The sequence below is a fragment of the Microbacterium pumilum genome (assembly GCF_039530225.1).
Lineage (GTDB): Bacteria > Actinomycetota > Actinomycetes > Actinomycetales > Microbacteriaceae > Microbacterium > Microbacterium pumilum.
The window spans coordinates 1,117,063-1,131,912 of sequence record NZ_BAAAOH010000001.1; the positions used below are offsets into that span (position 1 = coordinate 1,117,063).

The window sequence follows — 14,850 nt, forward strand, 5'->3', positions numbered from 1 at the left end:
TCGGCGACCCGTCAGGTCGTCTGGCCCGGGGCGGCTGTGTCGGTCGCGTGGTAGCCGGCCACGAGCGCGCTCTCCCTGTCCTTTCGCGGGAAGAAGATGAAGACGAGCGCCGCTCCGATGAGCACCGCGATCAGCCCCGCCGTGTACGCCCACTGATCGCCGGCCAGGAACGACTCCTTTGCCGCGGCCGTGATCTGGTCGGCGTACTGCGGATACTGCTTGGCGATCGCCTCGGCGCTGTCGAACGACTTCGTCAGCTCACTCTCCACCGAGCTCGAGACCGTCGTCGCATCCGCTGACGCCCCGATCGCAGCCGTGAACGCCGCCGCATAGCCGGCAGTCAGCAGAGCGCCGAAGATCGACTGCATGAGCGCTCCACCGAGGTCGCGCTGCAGGTCGGCGGTGGCTGACGCCATCCCGAGCCGTGTCGGGGGGACCGACCCGGTCAGCGAGTGCGCCGCTGGAGTCTGCGCGAATCCCACGCCGGCGCCGACGAGCGCATAGCCGAGACCGACCTGCCAATAGGCGGAGCCCTCGTGCCACAGCAGGAGCATGGTGAGGAAGCCGAGGAACACGAACCCGTAGCCCAGGAGCAGCGTCGTCCGTGAACCGGTTCGGTCCACCATCCGCGCCGACACCGGTGCGATCAGCACCATGAGGATCGCGGCGGGCAGGATCGCGGCACCCGCCTGGATGGTCGTGTAGCCGAGCACGTTCTGCAGGAACTGCTGGCCGATGAACATGGCGCCCATGAGAGAGCCGAACACGATGATGCCCGCGACGGCCGCCACCCAGAACGGAGGCCGGGCTGCGATGTGCAGGTCGTACAGCGGATTGCGTGCCCGGCGCTGACGGATGACGAACACGACGGCTCCCGCGAGGGCGACGATGAGCAGCGTCACCGCCAGCGTCGTCGAGTCGGGAACGACGGCGAAGTTGATGGCGAGGATCAATGCGCCGACCATCACGATCGAGATGATCCCGCCGATGTTGTCGACCGCGGCCTTGGACTCGTTGATGTGCGCCGGAACGAACAGCAGCGCCAGGACGAAGGCGATCACCGCGAGCGGGACCGTCACCACGAAGACCGATCCCCAGTCGAGGGTCTCGAGCAGGTAGCCCGAGAGCAGGGGCCCGAGCGAGGCGACCGCGGCGCCGATCGCCGACCACAGGGCGATCGCACGGGTTCGACCGGCCCCGCGCCACAGCGCTGCGATCAGCGCGAGCGTGGTCGGATAGCACATGCCGCCGGCGATCCCGCCGAGCACCCGGGCGACGATCAGCACCTCGATCGAGGGCGCGAACGCCGCAAGGAGTCCGAACGGGATCGAGGCGAGGGCGCCGAGAAGCAGCATGAGCTTGCGACCGTACCGATCGCCCAGAGCGCCGAGATAGAGGACGGATGCCGCGAGCCCGAGGCTGTAGCCGACCGCGGTCAGATTCAGCTGGGTCTGCGATGCGTCGAACGCCGCCCCGATCGTCGGGAGTGCGACGTTCGCGACCGCGAGATTCAGGTTGGCGATGGCCGCCGCAAGGATCAGGGCGAGGAGCACCAGTGGTGCGCGGGCCGGACTGTCGGTCGCTCGATCGGATGTCGCCGTAGCGGGAGGCGAGCCCATTTCAGCCATGCCCACACGCTAGTGGGACGGGCGAAAAAAGACCCCCCTTCCTGTAGAAGCCAGGAAGAAGGGCCAGTGGCTCCGACGGGCGTCGATCCCGTGACCTCACGATTTTCAGTCGTGCGCTCTACCAACTGAGCTACAGAGCCGCGCGGCATCCGGAGCTGCCACGTCCTAGACGAAAGGCCCTCTCGAAAAAGGGCCCGTCGCTTCAGAGCGACCCTGACGGGACTTGAACCCGCGACCTCCGCCGTGACAGGGCGGCACGCTAACCAACTGCGCTACAGGGCCATGCTTATTCAATTATGTGCCGGAGTGGTGACCCCAACGGGATTCGAACCCGTGCTACCGCCGTGAAAGGGCGGCGTCCTAGGCCACTAAACGATGGGGCCGAGCAGAGCCCGGGGACTCACGCTTACCGACGCTCAAGCATACGCAATCCCCGTCGGATCCGCCAATCGAGGGCGGGTCGCACGAGTCACGATATGGATGCTGATGAAACTGACATGGTGCGCTTCGAGCTCAAGAGGCGGAGTATTGATTCGGGAGGATCCGTTGCGCGTGTGACTGATGTTGCTAGTGTGAAGCTTGAATTGACGCGAGGGGAGGATTGAGTGGAGTCCGAACTGGCCATCGAAGACGAGTGCGATTGCGCGCCCAGTCCTCGTGAGCGCCGCCTGCTGTGGCCGGCGATGAGCCGACGCGGAGCGCTCGGTCTCGGCATCCTGGGCGTCACGACGTTCGGTGCGCTGAGCGCCGCCCTCATCCCGCCCGCGTTCGCCGCGGACTATCCGTCGTGGGACGACGTGGTCAAGGCCAAATCGAACCAGGCGGCCAAGCAGGCGCAGGTCGCCAAGATCCAGGGCCTCATCCAGAACCTCGCCGACGATGTCGCGGCGAAGCGCGCGGTTGCGCAGCAGACCTCCGACGAGTTCTACGTCGCCCAGCAGGCCTACTTCGATGCCGCCTTCCGCGCTGAGCAGTTGCAGAAGCAGGCGGACGAGGAAGCGGCGACGGCTCTGGATGCCGCCAACAAGGCAGGGCGCGTCGCTGCGCAGCTCTACCGCAACGGCGGAGACGACACCTCACTCGAGCTCTTCTTCTCGGGCTCGGCCGCGACGGCCGACGATCTGCTCGCACGACTCGGCACGATGGACAAGCTCATCGAGCGCAACCACGATGTCTACTCCGAGGCCATCACTGCGCGCGACTCCGCCCAGGGCCTCAGCGACCAGGCTGTGGTCGCCCGCACCGAGCGCGACCGGCTGCAGCAAGAGGCCGAGGCCAAGATGATCGCGGCGCAGCAGGCCGCGGATGCCGCCCAGGCCGCCCTCGACGAGCAGCAGGTGCGCCAGTCCGAGCTCAAGGCCCAGCTCGCCGCTCTGCAGGACAACACCCGCAAGACGATCGCCGACTATAAGGAAGGCGAGCGCGTCCGCAAAGCCGCCGAGGCGAAAGCCCGGGCCGAGGCGGCAGCCAGGGCGAGGGCCGAGGCCGAGCGCATCGCACGCGAGCAGGCCGCTGCGGCCGCAGCCGGCGGCGGTGGCGGAGGTGGCGGCGGAGGCGGCGGTGGCGGAGGCGCGGTAGTCGGGACCGGCTGGGCGCGTCCGTCATCAGGATGGCGCAGCTCGGGCTACGGTCCGCGCACCGTTCAGTGCGGCAACAGCTATTGCTCGAGCGGGTATCACTACGGCGTCGACCTCGCCGCCGGCTGCGGAGCGGGCATCTACGCCGCCTCGGCGGGAACCGTGGTGTACGCCGGATACAACGGCGGGTACGGCAACTACATCAAGATCGACCACGGCGGCGGCATAGGCACGGGGTACGGGCACATCCGCCCGGGTGGGTTCTTCGTCGGCTACGGTCAGTGGGTCAACGCCGGTCAGCTCATCGGCAGCGAAGGCCGCACGGGCAACGCCTTCGGCTGCCACGTGCACTTCGAGACCTACGTCAACGGGTTCCCTGTCGACCCGGTGCCGTTCATGGGCGCGCGGGGCGTCTCGATCTGACGCACTCGCGCTTGCGGGAGCGGGTGTTCCCTAGGCGTTGGGGCCGGGCTCGGCGGTCCCGGGTGCTGCACCCTCGCCCTGAGTCGCGGTCTGGCCCTCGTGCTCCTCGAAGCGGTCGAAGGCCTCCGACACGAGTCGCTCGGCTTCGGCGGCATCCGCCCACTCGTCGACCTTGACCCACTTGTTGGGCTCGAGATCCTTGTAGTGCTCGAAGAAGTGCGTGATCTCGCTGCGCGTGTACTCGGGGATGTCGTTGACGTCCTGGATGTGCGCCCAGCGCGGGTCCTTGGCGAGCACCGCGACGACCTTGTCATCGCCGCCTGCCTCGTCGCTCATCTTGAGCACCCCGACCGGCCGCACCTTCGCCAGCACGCCGGGGGTCAGGTCGAAGTCGAGCAGCACCAGCACGTCGAGCGGATCGCCGTCCTCGCCCAGGGTGTTCTCGAAGAAGCCATAGTTCGTGGGGTACCCGAACGCGGTGTACAGGATGCGGTCGAGGAACACGCGGCCCGTACCGTGGTCGACCTCGTACTTGATGCGGCTGCCGCGGGGGATCTCGATGACGGCGTCGTACGCGCCCATGGGAACTCCTTCGAAGAGACGGTGGATGCTTCGACTCGCTGCGCTCGCTCAGCACCGGTGGCGCGACCAGCCTAGCCGCCGCATCCCACCGCACTGATTCCTCCCGGTACCGTGAGCGGGTGGACGCACATCGGCCGAGCCTCGACCCCGCCGTCGCGGAGGTGCGCCTCGCGGTGCGGCGGGCGCTCGCCGCGGTCCCGAGCGGATCGACCGTCCTGGTCGCGCTCTCCGGTGGTGCGGATTCGCTCGCGCTCACCGCGGCTACAGCCTTCGAGGCAGCCAAGCTCGGGCTGGCTGTCGCCTCGATCACCGTCGACCATGGGCTGCAGCCCGACTCGTCCGAGGTGGCGGAGACGGCGGCGCAGACAGCGACCAGCCTGGGCATCGCCGCCGTGGTCGCGCGCGTGAACGTCGGCGAGGACGGGGGTCCCGAGGGTGCGGCGCGCGCGGTGAGATACCGCGCGATCCGAGAGGCCGTAGCGGATGCCGGCGCCACCGCGGTGCTCGTGGGTCACACGCTCGACGACCAGGCCGAGACGGTGCTGCTCGGCCTGGCCCGCGGATCCGGCGGAGCGAGCCTGCAGGGCATGGCGGCGGCCGGCCCCCTGCCCGCGGAGGCTCCGGGCGAGGCGGCAGCGGCGTCCAGAGGGCGAGCGGGGACCGCTCTCGACGGCGTGCTGCTGCTGCGACCGCTGCTCGAGGTCCGGCGGGTGACGACGCGGGCTGCGTGCGTCGCCGAGGGCCTCGAGCCGTGGGATGACCCGCACAACGTGGACCCGCGCTTCACGCGCGTGCGCGTGCGCGAAACGGTTCTGCCGGTTCTCGAGGCCGAGCTCGGCCCGGGCATCGCCGAGGCGCTCGCCCGCACCGCCGCCCAGCTGCGCGAGGACGCCGAAGCGTTCGACGAGATGATCGAGGAGACGATCGAGGACATCGTCGAGCACGCGGAGGCGGGGATCTCGGTGTCGGTCGCCGCGCTCGCTGCGAATCCCGCGGCCCTTCGGCACCGGATCATCCGCCATGTCGTCGCCGCCGAGTTCGGCGAGAGCCTCACTCGCGTGCAGACCCTTGAAGTCGCACGGCTCGTCACGGACTGGTCGGGGCAGGGCCCGATCGACCTGTCCGCATGCCGAGTCCGGCGCGTCGCGGGGCGGCTCGAGTTCACATCTCGCCATGCGCATCCGACTACGCTCTGACCATGCGCGCGGCCGACGTACAGGATGATCTCACCCAGGTTCTCGTGACCGAGGAGCAGATCCTCGCAAAGCTCGATGAGGTCGCTGCCCGGGTGGCCGCGGATTACACCGGCAAGGAACTTCTGCTCGTCGGCGTCCTCAAGGGCGCGGTCATGGTCATGGCGGACTTCTCGCGAGCACTGCCCACCGTTGTGCCGATGGACTGGATGGCCGTCTCGTCCTACGGCGCCGGTACGCAGTCGAGTGGCGTCGTGCAGATCCGGAAGGATCTCGACACCGACCTGCACGACAAGCACGTGCTCATCGTCGAGGACATCATCGACTCGGGCCTCACGCTGAGCTGGCTGCTGAAGAACTTCGCGTCGCGCGGTGCCGCCTCGGTCGAGGTGTTCGCGCTGCTGCGCAAACCCGAGGCCGCCAAGGTGCAGGTCGACTGCAAATACGTGGGGTTCGACATCCCGAACGAGTTCGTCGTCGGCTACGGCCTGGACTATGCCGAGCGGTACCGCAATCTGCGGGATGTCGCGATCCTCGCGCCGCACGTCTACGCCTGACGGGCGGTCGGCGCGTTTCGTCTCGTCGCTGCGCTCTTCGCTCGACGACCGGGCGGTGCGTACGCCGTCGGCGAATACGCAGGCAGGGCACAGAAACGCCGCGATACCCTGAATTCACCGTTGTCGGGGCAGCTTTGACCGCACGGACGGATCGCCGACGAAAAGGACCGAGCTCCAGCTCCCACCATGGACATCAAGAAGATCACCCGCAATCCGCTCTTCTACGTGCTGATGATCGGGTTCCTGCTGGTCGTCGGCTTCTCGCTGATCTCGAGTCTGGGCGGTGCGAAGCAGATCTCCACGCAGCAGGGTCTCGAGCTCCTCGACGGCACCACCGTCACCGAAGTGGTCAACACCGACGGCGATCAGCGCGTCGACATGAAGCTGTCCAAGGAGTTCGAGGGCGCCAGCGACGTGCAGTTCTATTACGTCACGGCCCGTGCCGACGAGGTCGTGTCCGCGATCAACGCGGCCGATCCGAAGGACGGCTTCAACGACGCCGTGCCGCGCGCGACGTGGTTCGACGGATTCCTGTCTCTCCTCCTTCCGATCATCCTGCTCGGCCTGCTGTTCTGGTTCCTGCTGTCGAGCGCCCAGGGCGGTGGCAGCAAGGTCATGCAGTTCGGCAAGTCGCGCGCCAAGCTCGTGACCAAGGAGATGCCCCAGGTCACCTTCGACGACGTCGCCGGCTCCGACGAGGCCATCGAAGAGATGCAGGAGATCAAGGACTTCCTGAAGGACCCGACCCGCTTCCAGGCCGTCGGCGCCCGGATCCCGAAGGGCGTGCTGCTGTACGGCCCTCCCGGAACCGGCAAGACCCTGCTCGCCCGCGCCGTCGCAGGTGAGGCGGGCGTGCCCTTCTACTCGATCTCGGGCTCGGACTTCGTCGAGATGTTCGTCGGCGTCGGCGCGAGCCGCGTGCGCGACCTCTTCAACCAGGCGAAGGAGACCTCGCCCGCGATCATCTTCATCGACGAGATCGACGCCGTCGGTCGTCACCGCGGCGCCGGCATGGGCGGCGGACACGACGAGCGCGAGCAGACGCTCAACCAGATGCTCGTCGAGATGGACGGCTTCGACCCCAAGGTCAACGTCATCGTCATCGCGGCGACCAACCGTCCCGACATCCTCGACCCGGCACTCCTGCGTCCCGGCCGCTTCGACCGGCAGATCGGCGTCGACGCGCCCGACCTCAAGGGCCGGACGAAGATCCTCGAGGTGCACGGCCGCGGCAAGCCCCTCGCCGATGGTGTCGACCTCGAGGTCGTCGCGCGCAAGACGCCGGGCTTCACCGGTGCCGACCTCGCGAATGTGCTGAACGAAGCCGCCCTGCTGACGGCGCGCTCCAACGCGCAGCTCATCGACAACCGTGCGCTGGATGAGGCCATCGACCGTGTGATCGCCGGCCCGCAGCGTCGCACGCGCGTGATGAAGGACAAGGAGAAGCTCATCACGGCGTACCACGAGGGCGGACACGCTCTCGCGGCGGCGGCGATGAACTTCACCGACCCGGTCACGAAGGTCACGATCCTGCCCCGCGGCAAGGCGCTCGGCTACACCATGGTGCTGCCCCTCGACGACAAGTACTCCATCACCCGCAACGAGCTGCAGGACCAGCTCGCGTACGCCATGGGTGGTCGCGTCGCGGAGGAGATCATCTTCCACGACCCGACGACCGGCGCCTCGAACGACATCGAGAAGGCCACGGGCATCGCCCGCAAGATGGTCACCGAGTACGGCATGACGATGGATGTCGGTCCCGTCAAGCTCGGCTCGGGCTCGGGCGAGGTGTTCATGGGCCGCGATATGGGCCATGGTCGCGACTTCAGCGAGCGGGTCGCCGAGCGCATCGACGTCCAGGTGCGCGCGCTCATCGAGCAGGCGCACAACGAGGCCTACCAGGTGATCAACGCCAACCGCGACATCCTCGACAAGCTGGCACTGGAGCTCCTCGAGAAAGAGACGCTCGACCACATCGAGCTGGCCGAGATCTTCGCCGACGTCGAGAAGCTCCCGCCGCGGCCGCAGTGGCTCTCGAGCGAGCAGCGACCTGTATCGCCGCGTCCGCCGGTCGAGGTGCCGAGCCGTGCCGTGCGCGAGCCGGTCGCCGCGTCGGTCGAGGCGGAGCAGGCCGCGCCTGAGAAGGCGGTCAAGCGCCGTCCGACCGGTCAGGCGCGTCCCGCAACCGCGTAGGCTCGGGCCCGTGGCCGTAGATCGTGAGCGCGTCGCCGCGCTGGTGCGGGAACTGCTCGAGGCGATCGGGGAAGACCCTGATCGGCCGGGCCTGCGGCTGACCCCTTCGCGGGTGGCGGACGCGTACGCGGAGTTCTTCGCCGGCGTGGGTGAGGATGCCGCAGCCCCCCTCGCGCACACCATCTCCGTCGCGCGCGGGCCTGCGCCCGAGACGCTGCCTTCGGGCGCGGTGATGCTGCGCGACATCCGATTCCGCTCGATGTGCGAGCACCACCTGCTGCCCTTCCGCGGCCACGCCCACATCGCGTATCTGCCGGGCGAGCAGGTCGTGGGGCTCGGCGCACTGCCCAAGCTCGTCGACGTGCTCGCGTCGCGCCCGCAGGTGCAGGAGCGGCTGGGTGAGCAGATCGCGGATGTCATCGCGTCGTCGCTCGACACCCGCGGCGTCCTCGTGGTGCTGGATGCGACGCACGAGTGCGTGACGATGCGCGGCGGGCGGCAGACGGATGCCTCGACCGTCACGATCGCGGCCCGCGGTGACCTCGCCGAACCGGCGGCACGGGCAGAGCTGATGGCACTCCTCGGGGCGAGCCGCGGATGAGCACACTCATCATGGGGATCGTCAATGTGACCCCCGACTCATTCAGCGACGGCGGTCGGTACCTCGACGCGGATGCCGCCATCGCCCGAGGACTGCTGCTGCGCGCGCAGGGCGCCCACATCCTCGACGTGGGCGGCGAATCGACGCGACCGGGCGCGGAGCGCGTGCCGGTCGAGGTCGAGCAGGAGCGTGTGCTGCCGGTCGTGCAGGCGCTCGCCGCTGCGGGTGCGCTGGTGAGCGTCGACACCATGAACGCCTCCACGGCCGTTGCGGCGGTCGAGGCCGGTGCACGGATCGTGAACGATGTGTCGGGTGGCATCGCCGACCCGGACATGCTTTCCGCCGTCGCAGCGACGTCGGCGGATGTCGTGCTCGGGCATTGGCGAGGCCCATCTTCGGACATGTACGCGAGGGCGGAGTACGCGGATGTTGTCGCCGAGGTGCTCGGCGAGCTCACAGGGCGCGTCGAGGCTGCCGCGGGCGCGGGCATCCCTCCGGCCAGGGTCGTCGTCGATCCCGGCATCGGGTTCGGCAAGATCGGCGAGCAGAACTGGGCGACCCTGCGCGGGATCGAGCGCATCGGCGGGCTGGGTCATCGTGTGCTCATCGGCACGAGTCGCAAGCGGTTCCTCGCCGAGACATTGGAGCAGGATGACGCGATCGACGTCTCCGAACAGCGACGCGATCTCGCGACCGCCGTCACGAGTGTTCTCGCCGCGCAGTCCGGCGCTTGGGCCGTGCGCGTCCACGACGTCACCGCGACGAGGGACGCACTGAAGATCGCGACGAGCTGGAAGGGGGAGGGTCGATGGACGAGATCACGCTGACCGGGCTGCGCGTCTTCGGACGCCACGGCGTCTACGACGACGAACGGCGGATCGGCCAGGACTTCATCGTCGACTTCACCCTGGTGCTCGACCTGCGACCCGCAGCCGAGACGGATGACGTCGCAGACACCGTCCACTACGGCGAAGCAGCCGAGCGGGTGGCCGAGATCGTCGCGGGGGAGCCCGTGGACCTGCTCGAGACTCTGGCGGCGCGCATCGCCGAGGCCCTTCTCGCATACCCCCTGGTCGACCGGGTTCGAGTGACCGTGCACAAGCCGCAGGCGCCGATCCCGCTGCCGTTCGCCGATGTCGCTGTGACCGTCGAGCGCTCACGGACGGCGGATCGATGAATCGCCGTCTGGCTCAGGGCTTCACCGGCGACGTGGAGCGCCGGCATCCGGCCCCCGTTGAGGCCGTCGTCGCGCTCGGCTCGAACCTCGGCGACCGCGCGGCAACCCTCGCTGCCGCGATCGACGACCTCGCGCGGCTGCCCCTCGTCGACGCCGTCCGCGCATCCATCCCGACCGAGTCGGTCGCCGTGAAGCCCGATGGACCGGATGTCTCCGCCCCGGCGTACCTCAACGGTGTCGCTCTCGTCACCACTCGGCTCGCCCCGACGGTACTGCTCACCTACCTGCAGGCGATCGAGGCGCGACACGGTCGGCAGCGACAGGAGCGATGGGGCGACCGCACGCTCGACCTCGACCTCATCGCCTTCGGCGACATCCGCAGTGCCGACCCACGGCTCACGCTGCCGCATCCGCGTGCGTTCGAGCGCGATTTCGTGCTCGAACCGTGGCTCTCGCTCGACGCGGACGCCGAGCTGCCGGGCTCCGGTCGTGTCGATGCGCTGCTCGAACGACTGCGAGCCACCCTGTGAAACGCACCGGGGCCGGCATCCTTCTCATCTCGGCGGCGCTCGGTGTCGCCGCCGGGTTCTTGTTCGACCAGGTGCTCACCTCGACCGGCCGACCGACCTTCACCCCCGCCGTGACTCTGCCGATCCTGCTCGTACTGCTCGGTGGGATCGTGATCGCGCTCGCCGTGCCCATCCGTCGCGCCACGCGCGGTCCGAAGGGCGCGCCGGTCAATCCGTTCCGCGCGCTGCGGATCGCGATGCTCGCGAAGGCGTCGAGCATCGTCGGTGCTGCGATCGGGGGTGCGGGGCTCGGACTCCTGCTGTTCCTGCTGACCCGCCCCGTCGCCCCGTCGGTAGGCTCGATGGGCACCATCATCGCGACAGCGGTGTGCGGGGCGCTGCTCGTCGCCGCAGGTCTTGTCGCCGAACAGCTGTGCACGATCCGGAAGGACGACGATGACGAACACCCCGGGGATGATCCCGGACTCCGGCCAAGCCCCCACGACCACTGAGGGAACCCTGGACGCCGGGACGTACGACCGGCTCGTCGAGCCGCGGTCCGAGAACCGCCTCGCGATCGAGCCCGGCGAGTGGCACCAGATCTCGCGCAAGTACGTGTGGGTGCAGCTGATCTCCACCGGATCTTTCTTCCTCGTCGTCGTCGCCGCCACGCTGGTGCTCACCCTCGGCTTCCACCAGATGTGGGCCTGGATTCCGGGAGGGATCTTGACGGTGATCCTGGCCTGGACACTCGCGATCCTGCCGCGCCAGGCGCGCGCGATCGGGTATCGGCTGCGTGACGACGACCTCGTCTTCCGCCGCGGCATCCTGTGGCAGCGTCTCGTCGCGGTGCCGTACGGCCGGATGCAGCTCGTCGACATCACGCACGGGCCGCTCGACCGCGGCTTCGGGATCGCGCAGCTCAAGTTCGTCACCGCGGCTGCCGCGACCGGCGTCACGATCCCCGGCCTCGAGCAGAAGACGGCCGAGACCCTCCGTGATCAGCTCGTCGCCGTCGCGGAGAGTCGCCGCACGGGCCTATGACCGATCCGCTCCCCCCGCAGGGCACGCCGCTGGACCCGGGCGCGCCGGCCGTTTCGACGACCGAGCACGCCTCCCCGCCGCAGAACCTGGTGCGCTCGCCGCTCAGCGACGGTGAATGGCACCGACTTCACCCTCTCACGCCGCTGCTGCGCGGCGGGCTGGTGCTGCTCATCATCTTCGGGCTCGTCGTCTCGAACCTGCGCGACCGCCTGCTCTACCTCTTCATCCCGTCGCTCGCGCCCGACATCCCCGCCGACGAGCTGGAGGAGTGGGAGGGCACCGGCGACCCGATCGACTTCATCATCGTCAACAACCTGTACATCGTCGCGATTCTGGCGGTGCTCGCCATACTGCTCGTGCTCATCGCGATCTTCTACATGTCCTGGCGGTTCCACACGTTCCGCATCACCGGAGACGACGTCGAGGTGCGAAGCGGCATCCTGTTCCGCACGCAGCGCCGTGCGCCCCTCGACCGCGTGCAGGGGGTGAACCTCACGCGGCCGATGATCGCGCGCCTGCTGGGCATGGCGAAGCTCGAGGTGGTCGGTGCGGGCACCGACGCCAACGTCAAGCTCGAGTACCTCTCGACCCCCAATGCCGAAGCGGTGCGGGCCGACATCCTGCGCCTCGCATCGGGCCGACGACTTGCGGAGGCCGCCGCGCGCGCCGCCGCGCCCGGGGAGCGCACATCCCGCGTCGCAGCGCTCGGCCAGACGGTGAGCCGGGGGATCAACGGCCTGATCGAGGGCGATGAGGCGCCGGTCGACGTACCCGAATCGGTCGTGCACATCCCCGTTGTGAGGCTCGTGGTCTCGCACATCATCAGCCCCGGAACGGTCTTCCTGCTGGTGGCGCTGATCGGCGTCATCATCGGGGTGTCGCAGGGGGTGACCTGGCTCCTTTTCGCGTTCATCCCCGCGCTGATCGGCTTCGGCGCGTACTGGGTGCGCTCGATCCTCCGATCTCTGCGGTACTCGATCGCTCCCACCCCGGACGGGGTGCGGATCACGTTCGGGCTGCTGACGACGGTGACCGAGGTCGTGCCGCCTGGTCGTGTGCACGCCGTCGAGATCGCGCAGCCGATCCTGTGGCGACCCGCAGGATGGTGGTCGATCCGCATCAACCGGCTGAGCGGCCGGAACGCGAACGACACGAACCGCGACCAGTTCACCACGGCCCTTCCCGTCGGCACAGCAGCCGACGTGGAACGGGTGCTTCGGCTGCTGCTGCCCGCGGTGCCGGACGCCGAGTGGCCCCTCATCGTGCAGGAGGGGATGTTCGGGCCATCCGAGACGGACACCTTCACCACGACTCCGAAGCGAGCGTGGTTCCTCCGCCCGCTGTCGTGGCGCCGCAACGGCTTCCGCCTCGCCGAGGACGTGCTGCTCCTGCGGCGCGGGCTCATCTGGCGCAAGCTCTCGGTGCTGCCTCTCGCGCGCCTGCAGAGCTTCGCCGTGCATCAGGGTCCGGTCGACCGGATCCTGCGCATCGCCTCCGGGCACGGCCATGTCGTCGTCGGCCCGGTCTGGACTCAGCTCTCCGCGATCGACCGCGTCGAGGCGCTGAAGCTTTTCGCCGACGTCGCGCGCGGCACAGTCCGCGCCTCCTCGGGCGACCGATCGCACCGCTGGGCTGCGGATGCGGTCAGTGCTGGGGCTGGTGACGCCGGCGCGCCGGGTGCGGCGGATGGCGACCCCGGCATGGGGGGTGCTGCGGGCCTCGACGACGCCGACGTGCCGGAGCCCACAACGGACGTCGACGATGCGGTGTCGTCGAGTGCCGCGTCGGAGCGCCCGTCGTGACCCGGGACGGCCGCCTCGGAGTGGGCATCATCGGAGCGGGCCGGGTCGGACCGGTGCTCGGCTCGGCGCTCGCCGGCGCGGGTCATGCGCTCGTCGGCATCACGCACGGCTCGGATGACGCGCGGGTGGAGGCCATGCTGCCGGGCGTTCCGCTGTTGGACGCCATCGAGGTGATCCGCCGGAGCGAGCTCGTCATCGTCGCCGTCCCGCACGATCAGCTCGCCGGACTCGTCAGCGGTCTGGCCGACATCGGAGCCTGGCAGCCCGGACAGCTCGTACTGCACACCGACCCCGCGTTCGGCACCGACATCCTGGCCCCCGCGGTTGCGAAGGGTGCGATTCCGCTGGCTGTGCACCCCGCGATCGCGTTCACCGGCACATCGATCGACCGGCGGCAGCTGGCGACCGCCTATGCCGCCGTGACGGCTCCCGCACCGGTGCTGCCGATCGCGCAGGCCCTCGCCGTCGAGCTCGGCTGCGAGCCGGTCGTCGTGGCCGAGGAGGACCGGGCGGCGTACGCCGAGGCGATATCGACCGCGACCGAATTCTCCCGCTCCATCGTCGGCCAGGCCGTGGCCCTGCTGCGCCAGGCCGGTGTGCCCAACCCGGGCGCATATCTGTCGGCGCTCGCGCATTCCACGATCGACCACGCGCTCGCCGATCCGGGTTTCGGTCTCGGGGGCGCGCCCACCGCTACGATCGACGGATGATCAGCACCATCGACGGGCTGCGCACCCGACTGGCCGAGGCCAGAGCCGCAGCGCCGGACGGCGCCAGGATCGCGCTCATCTCCACCATCGGCGCCCTCCACGACGGCCACATCGACCTCGTCCATCGCGCGCGGGAGGTGGCCGACATCGTGGTGGTCTCGGTCTTCGTGAATCCGCTTCGGTTCGCGAACTCCGCCCAGTTCGAGGCGTATCCGCGGACGCCCGACGATGACCAGCAGTTGCTGGCATCCCTTGGAGTGGACGTGATCTTCGCGCCGGCGACCGACGAACTGCTCCCGAACGGGTCGAGCACGACGAAGGTGAGCGCCGGCGATCTCGGCCTGCGCTATGAAGGCCGATCGCGACCCTTCTACTTCGACGGCCTGCTCACGGTCGAGGCGAAGCTGCTGAATCTCGTCAAACCCGATGTAGCGGTCTACGGTGAGCGCGATCGGCAGCGCATCTTCCTCGTCAAGCGGATGATCCGAGACCTGTACTTCGACGTCGAGGTGGTCACGGTCGAAACGGTGCGCGGCGACGACGGCTTGCCGGTATCGACGCGCGTCGGAATGCTCGAGGCTCGCGATCTCGCTGCCGCGGCCAAGCTTTCTGCCGCGCTCGATGCGGCGGCCTCGAATGCCGACCGGGGGGTCGATGCCTGCACCGCAGCAGCGCAGTCGTCGCTCATGGGCGAGGAGCGCATCCGGCTCGAGTATTTGAGCGTCGTCGACCCGGAGACCTTCCTGCCCGTAGACGAAGGTCACCGCGGACCCGCGTTCGCACTCATCGCTGCAACGGTGGCGGGTCATCGGTTCATCGACAACGCCGAGATCTACATCGGCTGACGGAGGCGA

Annotated in this window: 15 protein-coding genes and 3 tRNA genes; 13 read left to right on the forward strand and 5 right to left on the reverse strand. The window is 68.9% G+C overall.

Features of this window, described 5'->3' with window-relative positions; all coding sequences use genetic code 11:
- Positions 1 to 11: 11 nt before the first annotated feature.
- The 4 genes from ABD188_RS05020 to ABD188_RS05035 all read right to left on the reverse strand — a co-directional run bounded on the left by ABD188_RS05020 (position 12) and on the right by ABD188_RS05035 (position 2,011).
- Positions 12 to 1,628: an MFS transporter gene (locus ABD188_RS05020; protein WP_344059132.1), complete on the reverse strand. Its 1,617-nt coding sequence runs from the start codon at positions 1,626 to 1,628 to the stop codon at positions 12 to 14.
- 67 nt (positions 1,629 to 1,695) lie between these two features.
- A tRNA-Phe gene (locus tag ABD188_RS05025) sits at positions 1,696 to 1,768 on the reverse strand.
- A 68-nt stretch (positions 1,769 to 1,836) separates the two neighbouring features.
- Positions 1,837 to 1,910 (reverse strand) — tRNA-Asp (locus ABD188_RS05030).
- A 25-nt stretch (positions 1,911 to 1,935) separates the two neighbouring features.
- Positions 1,936 to 2,011 (reverse strand) — tRNA-Glu (locus ABD188_RS05035).
- Between the two features lie 222 nt (positions 2,012 to 2,233).
- On the opposite strand from ABD188_RS05035, the gene ABD188_RS05040 reads away from it, so the two are divergent.
- Positions 2,234 to 3,628, forward strand: a complete 1,395-nt coding sequence (locus tag ABD188_RS05040) for a peptidoglycan DD-metalloendopeptidase family protein (RefSeq protein ID WP_344059134.1) — start codon at positions 2,234 to 2,236, stop codon at positions 3,626 to 3,628.
- A gap of 30 nt (positions 3,629 to 3,658) precedes the next feature.
- Here ABD188_RS05040 and ppa read toward each other — a convergent pair whose 3' ends face one another.
- Positions 3,659 to 4,210: an inorganic diphosphatase gene (ppa, locus tag ABD188_RS05045; RefSeq protein ID WP_344059136.1), complete on the reverse strand. Its 552-nt coding sequence runs from the start codon at positions 4,208 to 4,210 to the stop codon at positions 3,659 to 3,661.
- 119 nt (positions 4,211 to 4,329) lie between these two features.
- Here ppa and tilS point away from each other — a divergent pair, with 119 nt between their 5' ends.
- The 12 genes from tilS to panC all read left to right on the forward strand — a co-directional run bounded on the left by tilS (position 4,330) and on the right by panC (position 14,841).
- A complete protein-coding gene (tilS, locus tag ABD188_RS05050) occupies positions 4,330 to 5,406 on the forward strand; it encodes a tRNA lysidine(34) synthetase TilS (protein ID WP_344059138.1) in 1,077 nt (358 codons plus the stop codon).
- 2 nt (positions 5,407 to 5,408) lie between these two features.
- On the forward strand, positions 5,409 to 5,960 hold the full coding sequence (gene hpt, locus ABD188_RS05055; RefSeq protein ID WP_344059140.1) for a hypoxanthine phosphoribosyltransferase: 552 nt from the start codon (positions 5,409 to 5,411) through the stop codon (positions 5,958 to 5,960).
- A 186-nt stretch (positions 5,961 to 6,146) separates the two neighbouring features.
- Positions 6,147 to 8,153 (forward strand): ATP-dependent zinc metalloprotease FtsH, encoded by a 2,007-nt coding sequence (gene ftsH / locus ABD188_RS05060; protein ID WP_344059142.1) that lies wholly within the window; start codon positions 6,147 to 6,149, stop codon positions 8,151 to 8,153.
- A gap of 10 nt (positions 8,154 to 8,163) precedes the next feature.
- Entirely contained in the window at positions 8,164 to 8,754 is a 591-nt protein-coding gene (gene folE / locus ABD188_RS05065) for a GTP cyclohydrolase I (protein ID WP_344059144.1), read from the forward strand.
- Positions 8,751 to 9,581 carry a dihydropteroate synthase gene (gene folP / locus ABD188_RS05070; protein WP_344059146.1) on the forward strand — a complete coding sequence of 277 codons (831 nt, stop codon included), beginning with the start codon at positions 8,751 to 8,753 and terminating at the stop codon, positions 9,579 to 9,581. Before folE ends, folP begins: the two co-directional genes overlap by 4 nt.
- Positions 9,563 to 9,931, forward strand: coding sequence for a dihydroneopterin aldolase (gene folB / locus ABD188_RS05075; protein ID WP_344059148.1), 369 nt, complete (start codon positions 9,563 to 9,565; stop codon positions 9,929 to 9,931). Before folP ends, folB begins: the two co-directional genes overlap by 19 nt.
- Positions 9,928 to 10,461 (forward strand): 2-amino-4-hydroxy-6-hydroxymethyldihydropteridine diphosphokinase, encoded by a 534-nt coding sequence (folK, locus tag ABD188_RS05080; RefSeq protein ID WP_344059150.1) that lies wholly within the window; start codon positions 9,928 to 9,930, stop codon positions 10,459 to 10,461. The genes folB and folK overlap by 4 nt, the downstream gene beginning before the upstream one ends.
- Complete coding sequence (locus ABD188_RS05085; RefSeq protein WP_344059152.1) at positions 10,458 to 10,952, forward strand: DUF3180 domain-containing protein; 495 nt, start codon at positions 10,458 to 10,460, stop codon at positions 10,950 to 10,952. Before folK ends, ABD188_RS05085 begins: the two co-directional genes overlap by 4 nt.
- A complete protein-coding gene (locus ABD188_RS05090) occupies positions 10,897 to 11,484 on the forward strand; it encodes a PH domain-containing protein (protein WP_344059153.1) in 588 nt (195 codons plus the stop codon). Before ABD188_RS05085 ends, ABD188_RS05090 begins: the two co-directional genes overlap by 56 nt.
- Entirely contained in the window at positions 11,481 to 13,286 is a 1,806-nt protein-coding gene (locus tag ABD188_RS05095; protein WP_344059155.1) for a PH domain-containing protein, read from the forward strand. Before ABD188_RS05090 ends, ABD188_RS05095 begins: the two co-directional genes overlap by 4 nt.
- Positions 13,283 to 13,996 (forward strand): Rossmann-like and DUF2520 domain-containing protein, encoded by a 714-nt coding sequence (locus tag ABD188_RS05100; protein ID WP_344059157.1) that lies wholly within the window; start codon positions 13,283 to 13,285, stop codon positions 13,994 to 13,996. Before ABD188_RS05095 ends, ABD188_RS05100 begins: the two co-directional genes overlap by 4 nt.
- Entirely contained in the window at positions 13,993 to 14,841 is an 849-nt protein-coding gene (gene panC / locus ABD188_RS05105) for a pantoate--beta-alanine ligase (RefSeq protein WP_344059159.1), read from the forward strand. The genes ABD188_RS05100 and panC overlap by 4 nt, the downstream gene beginning before the upstream one ends.
- Positions 14,842 to 14,850 lie beyond the last annotated feature (9 nt).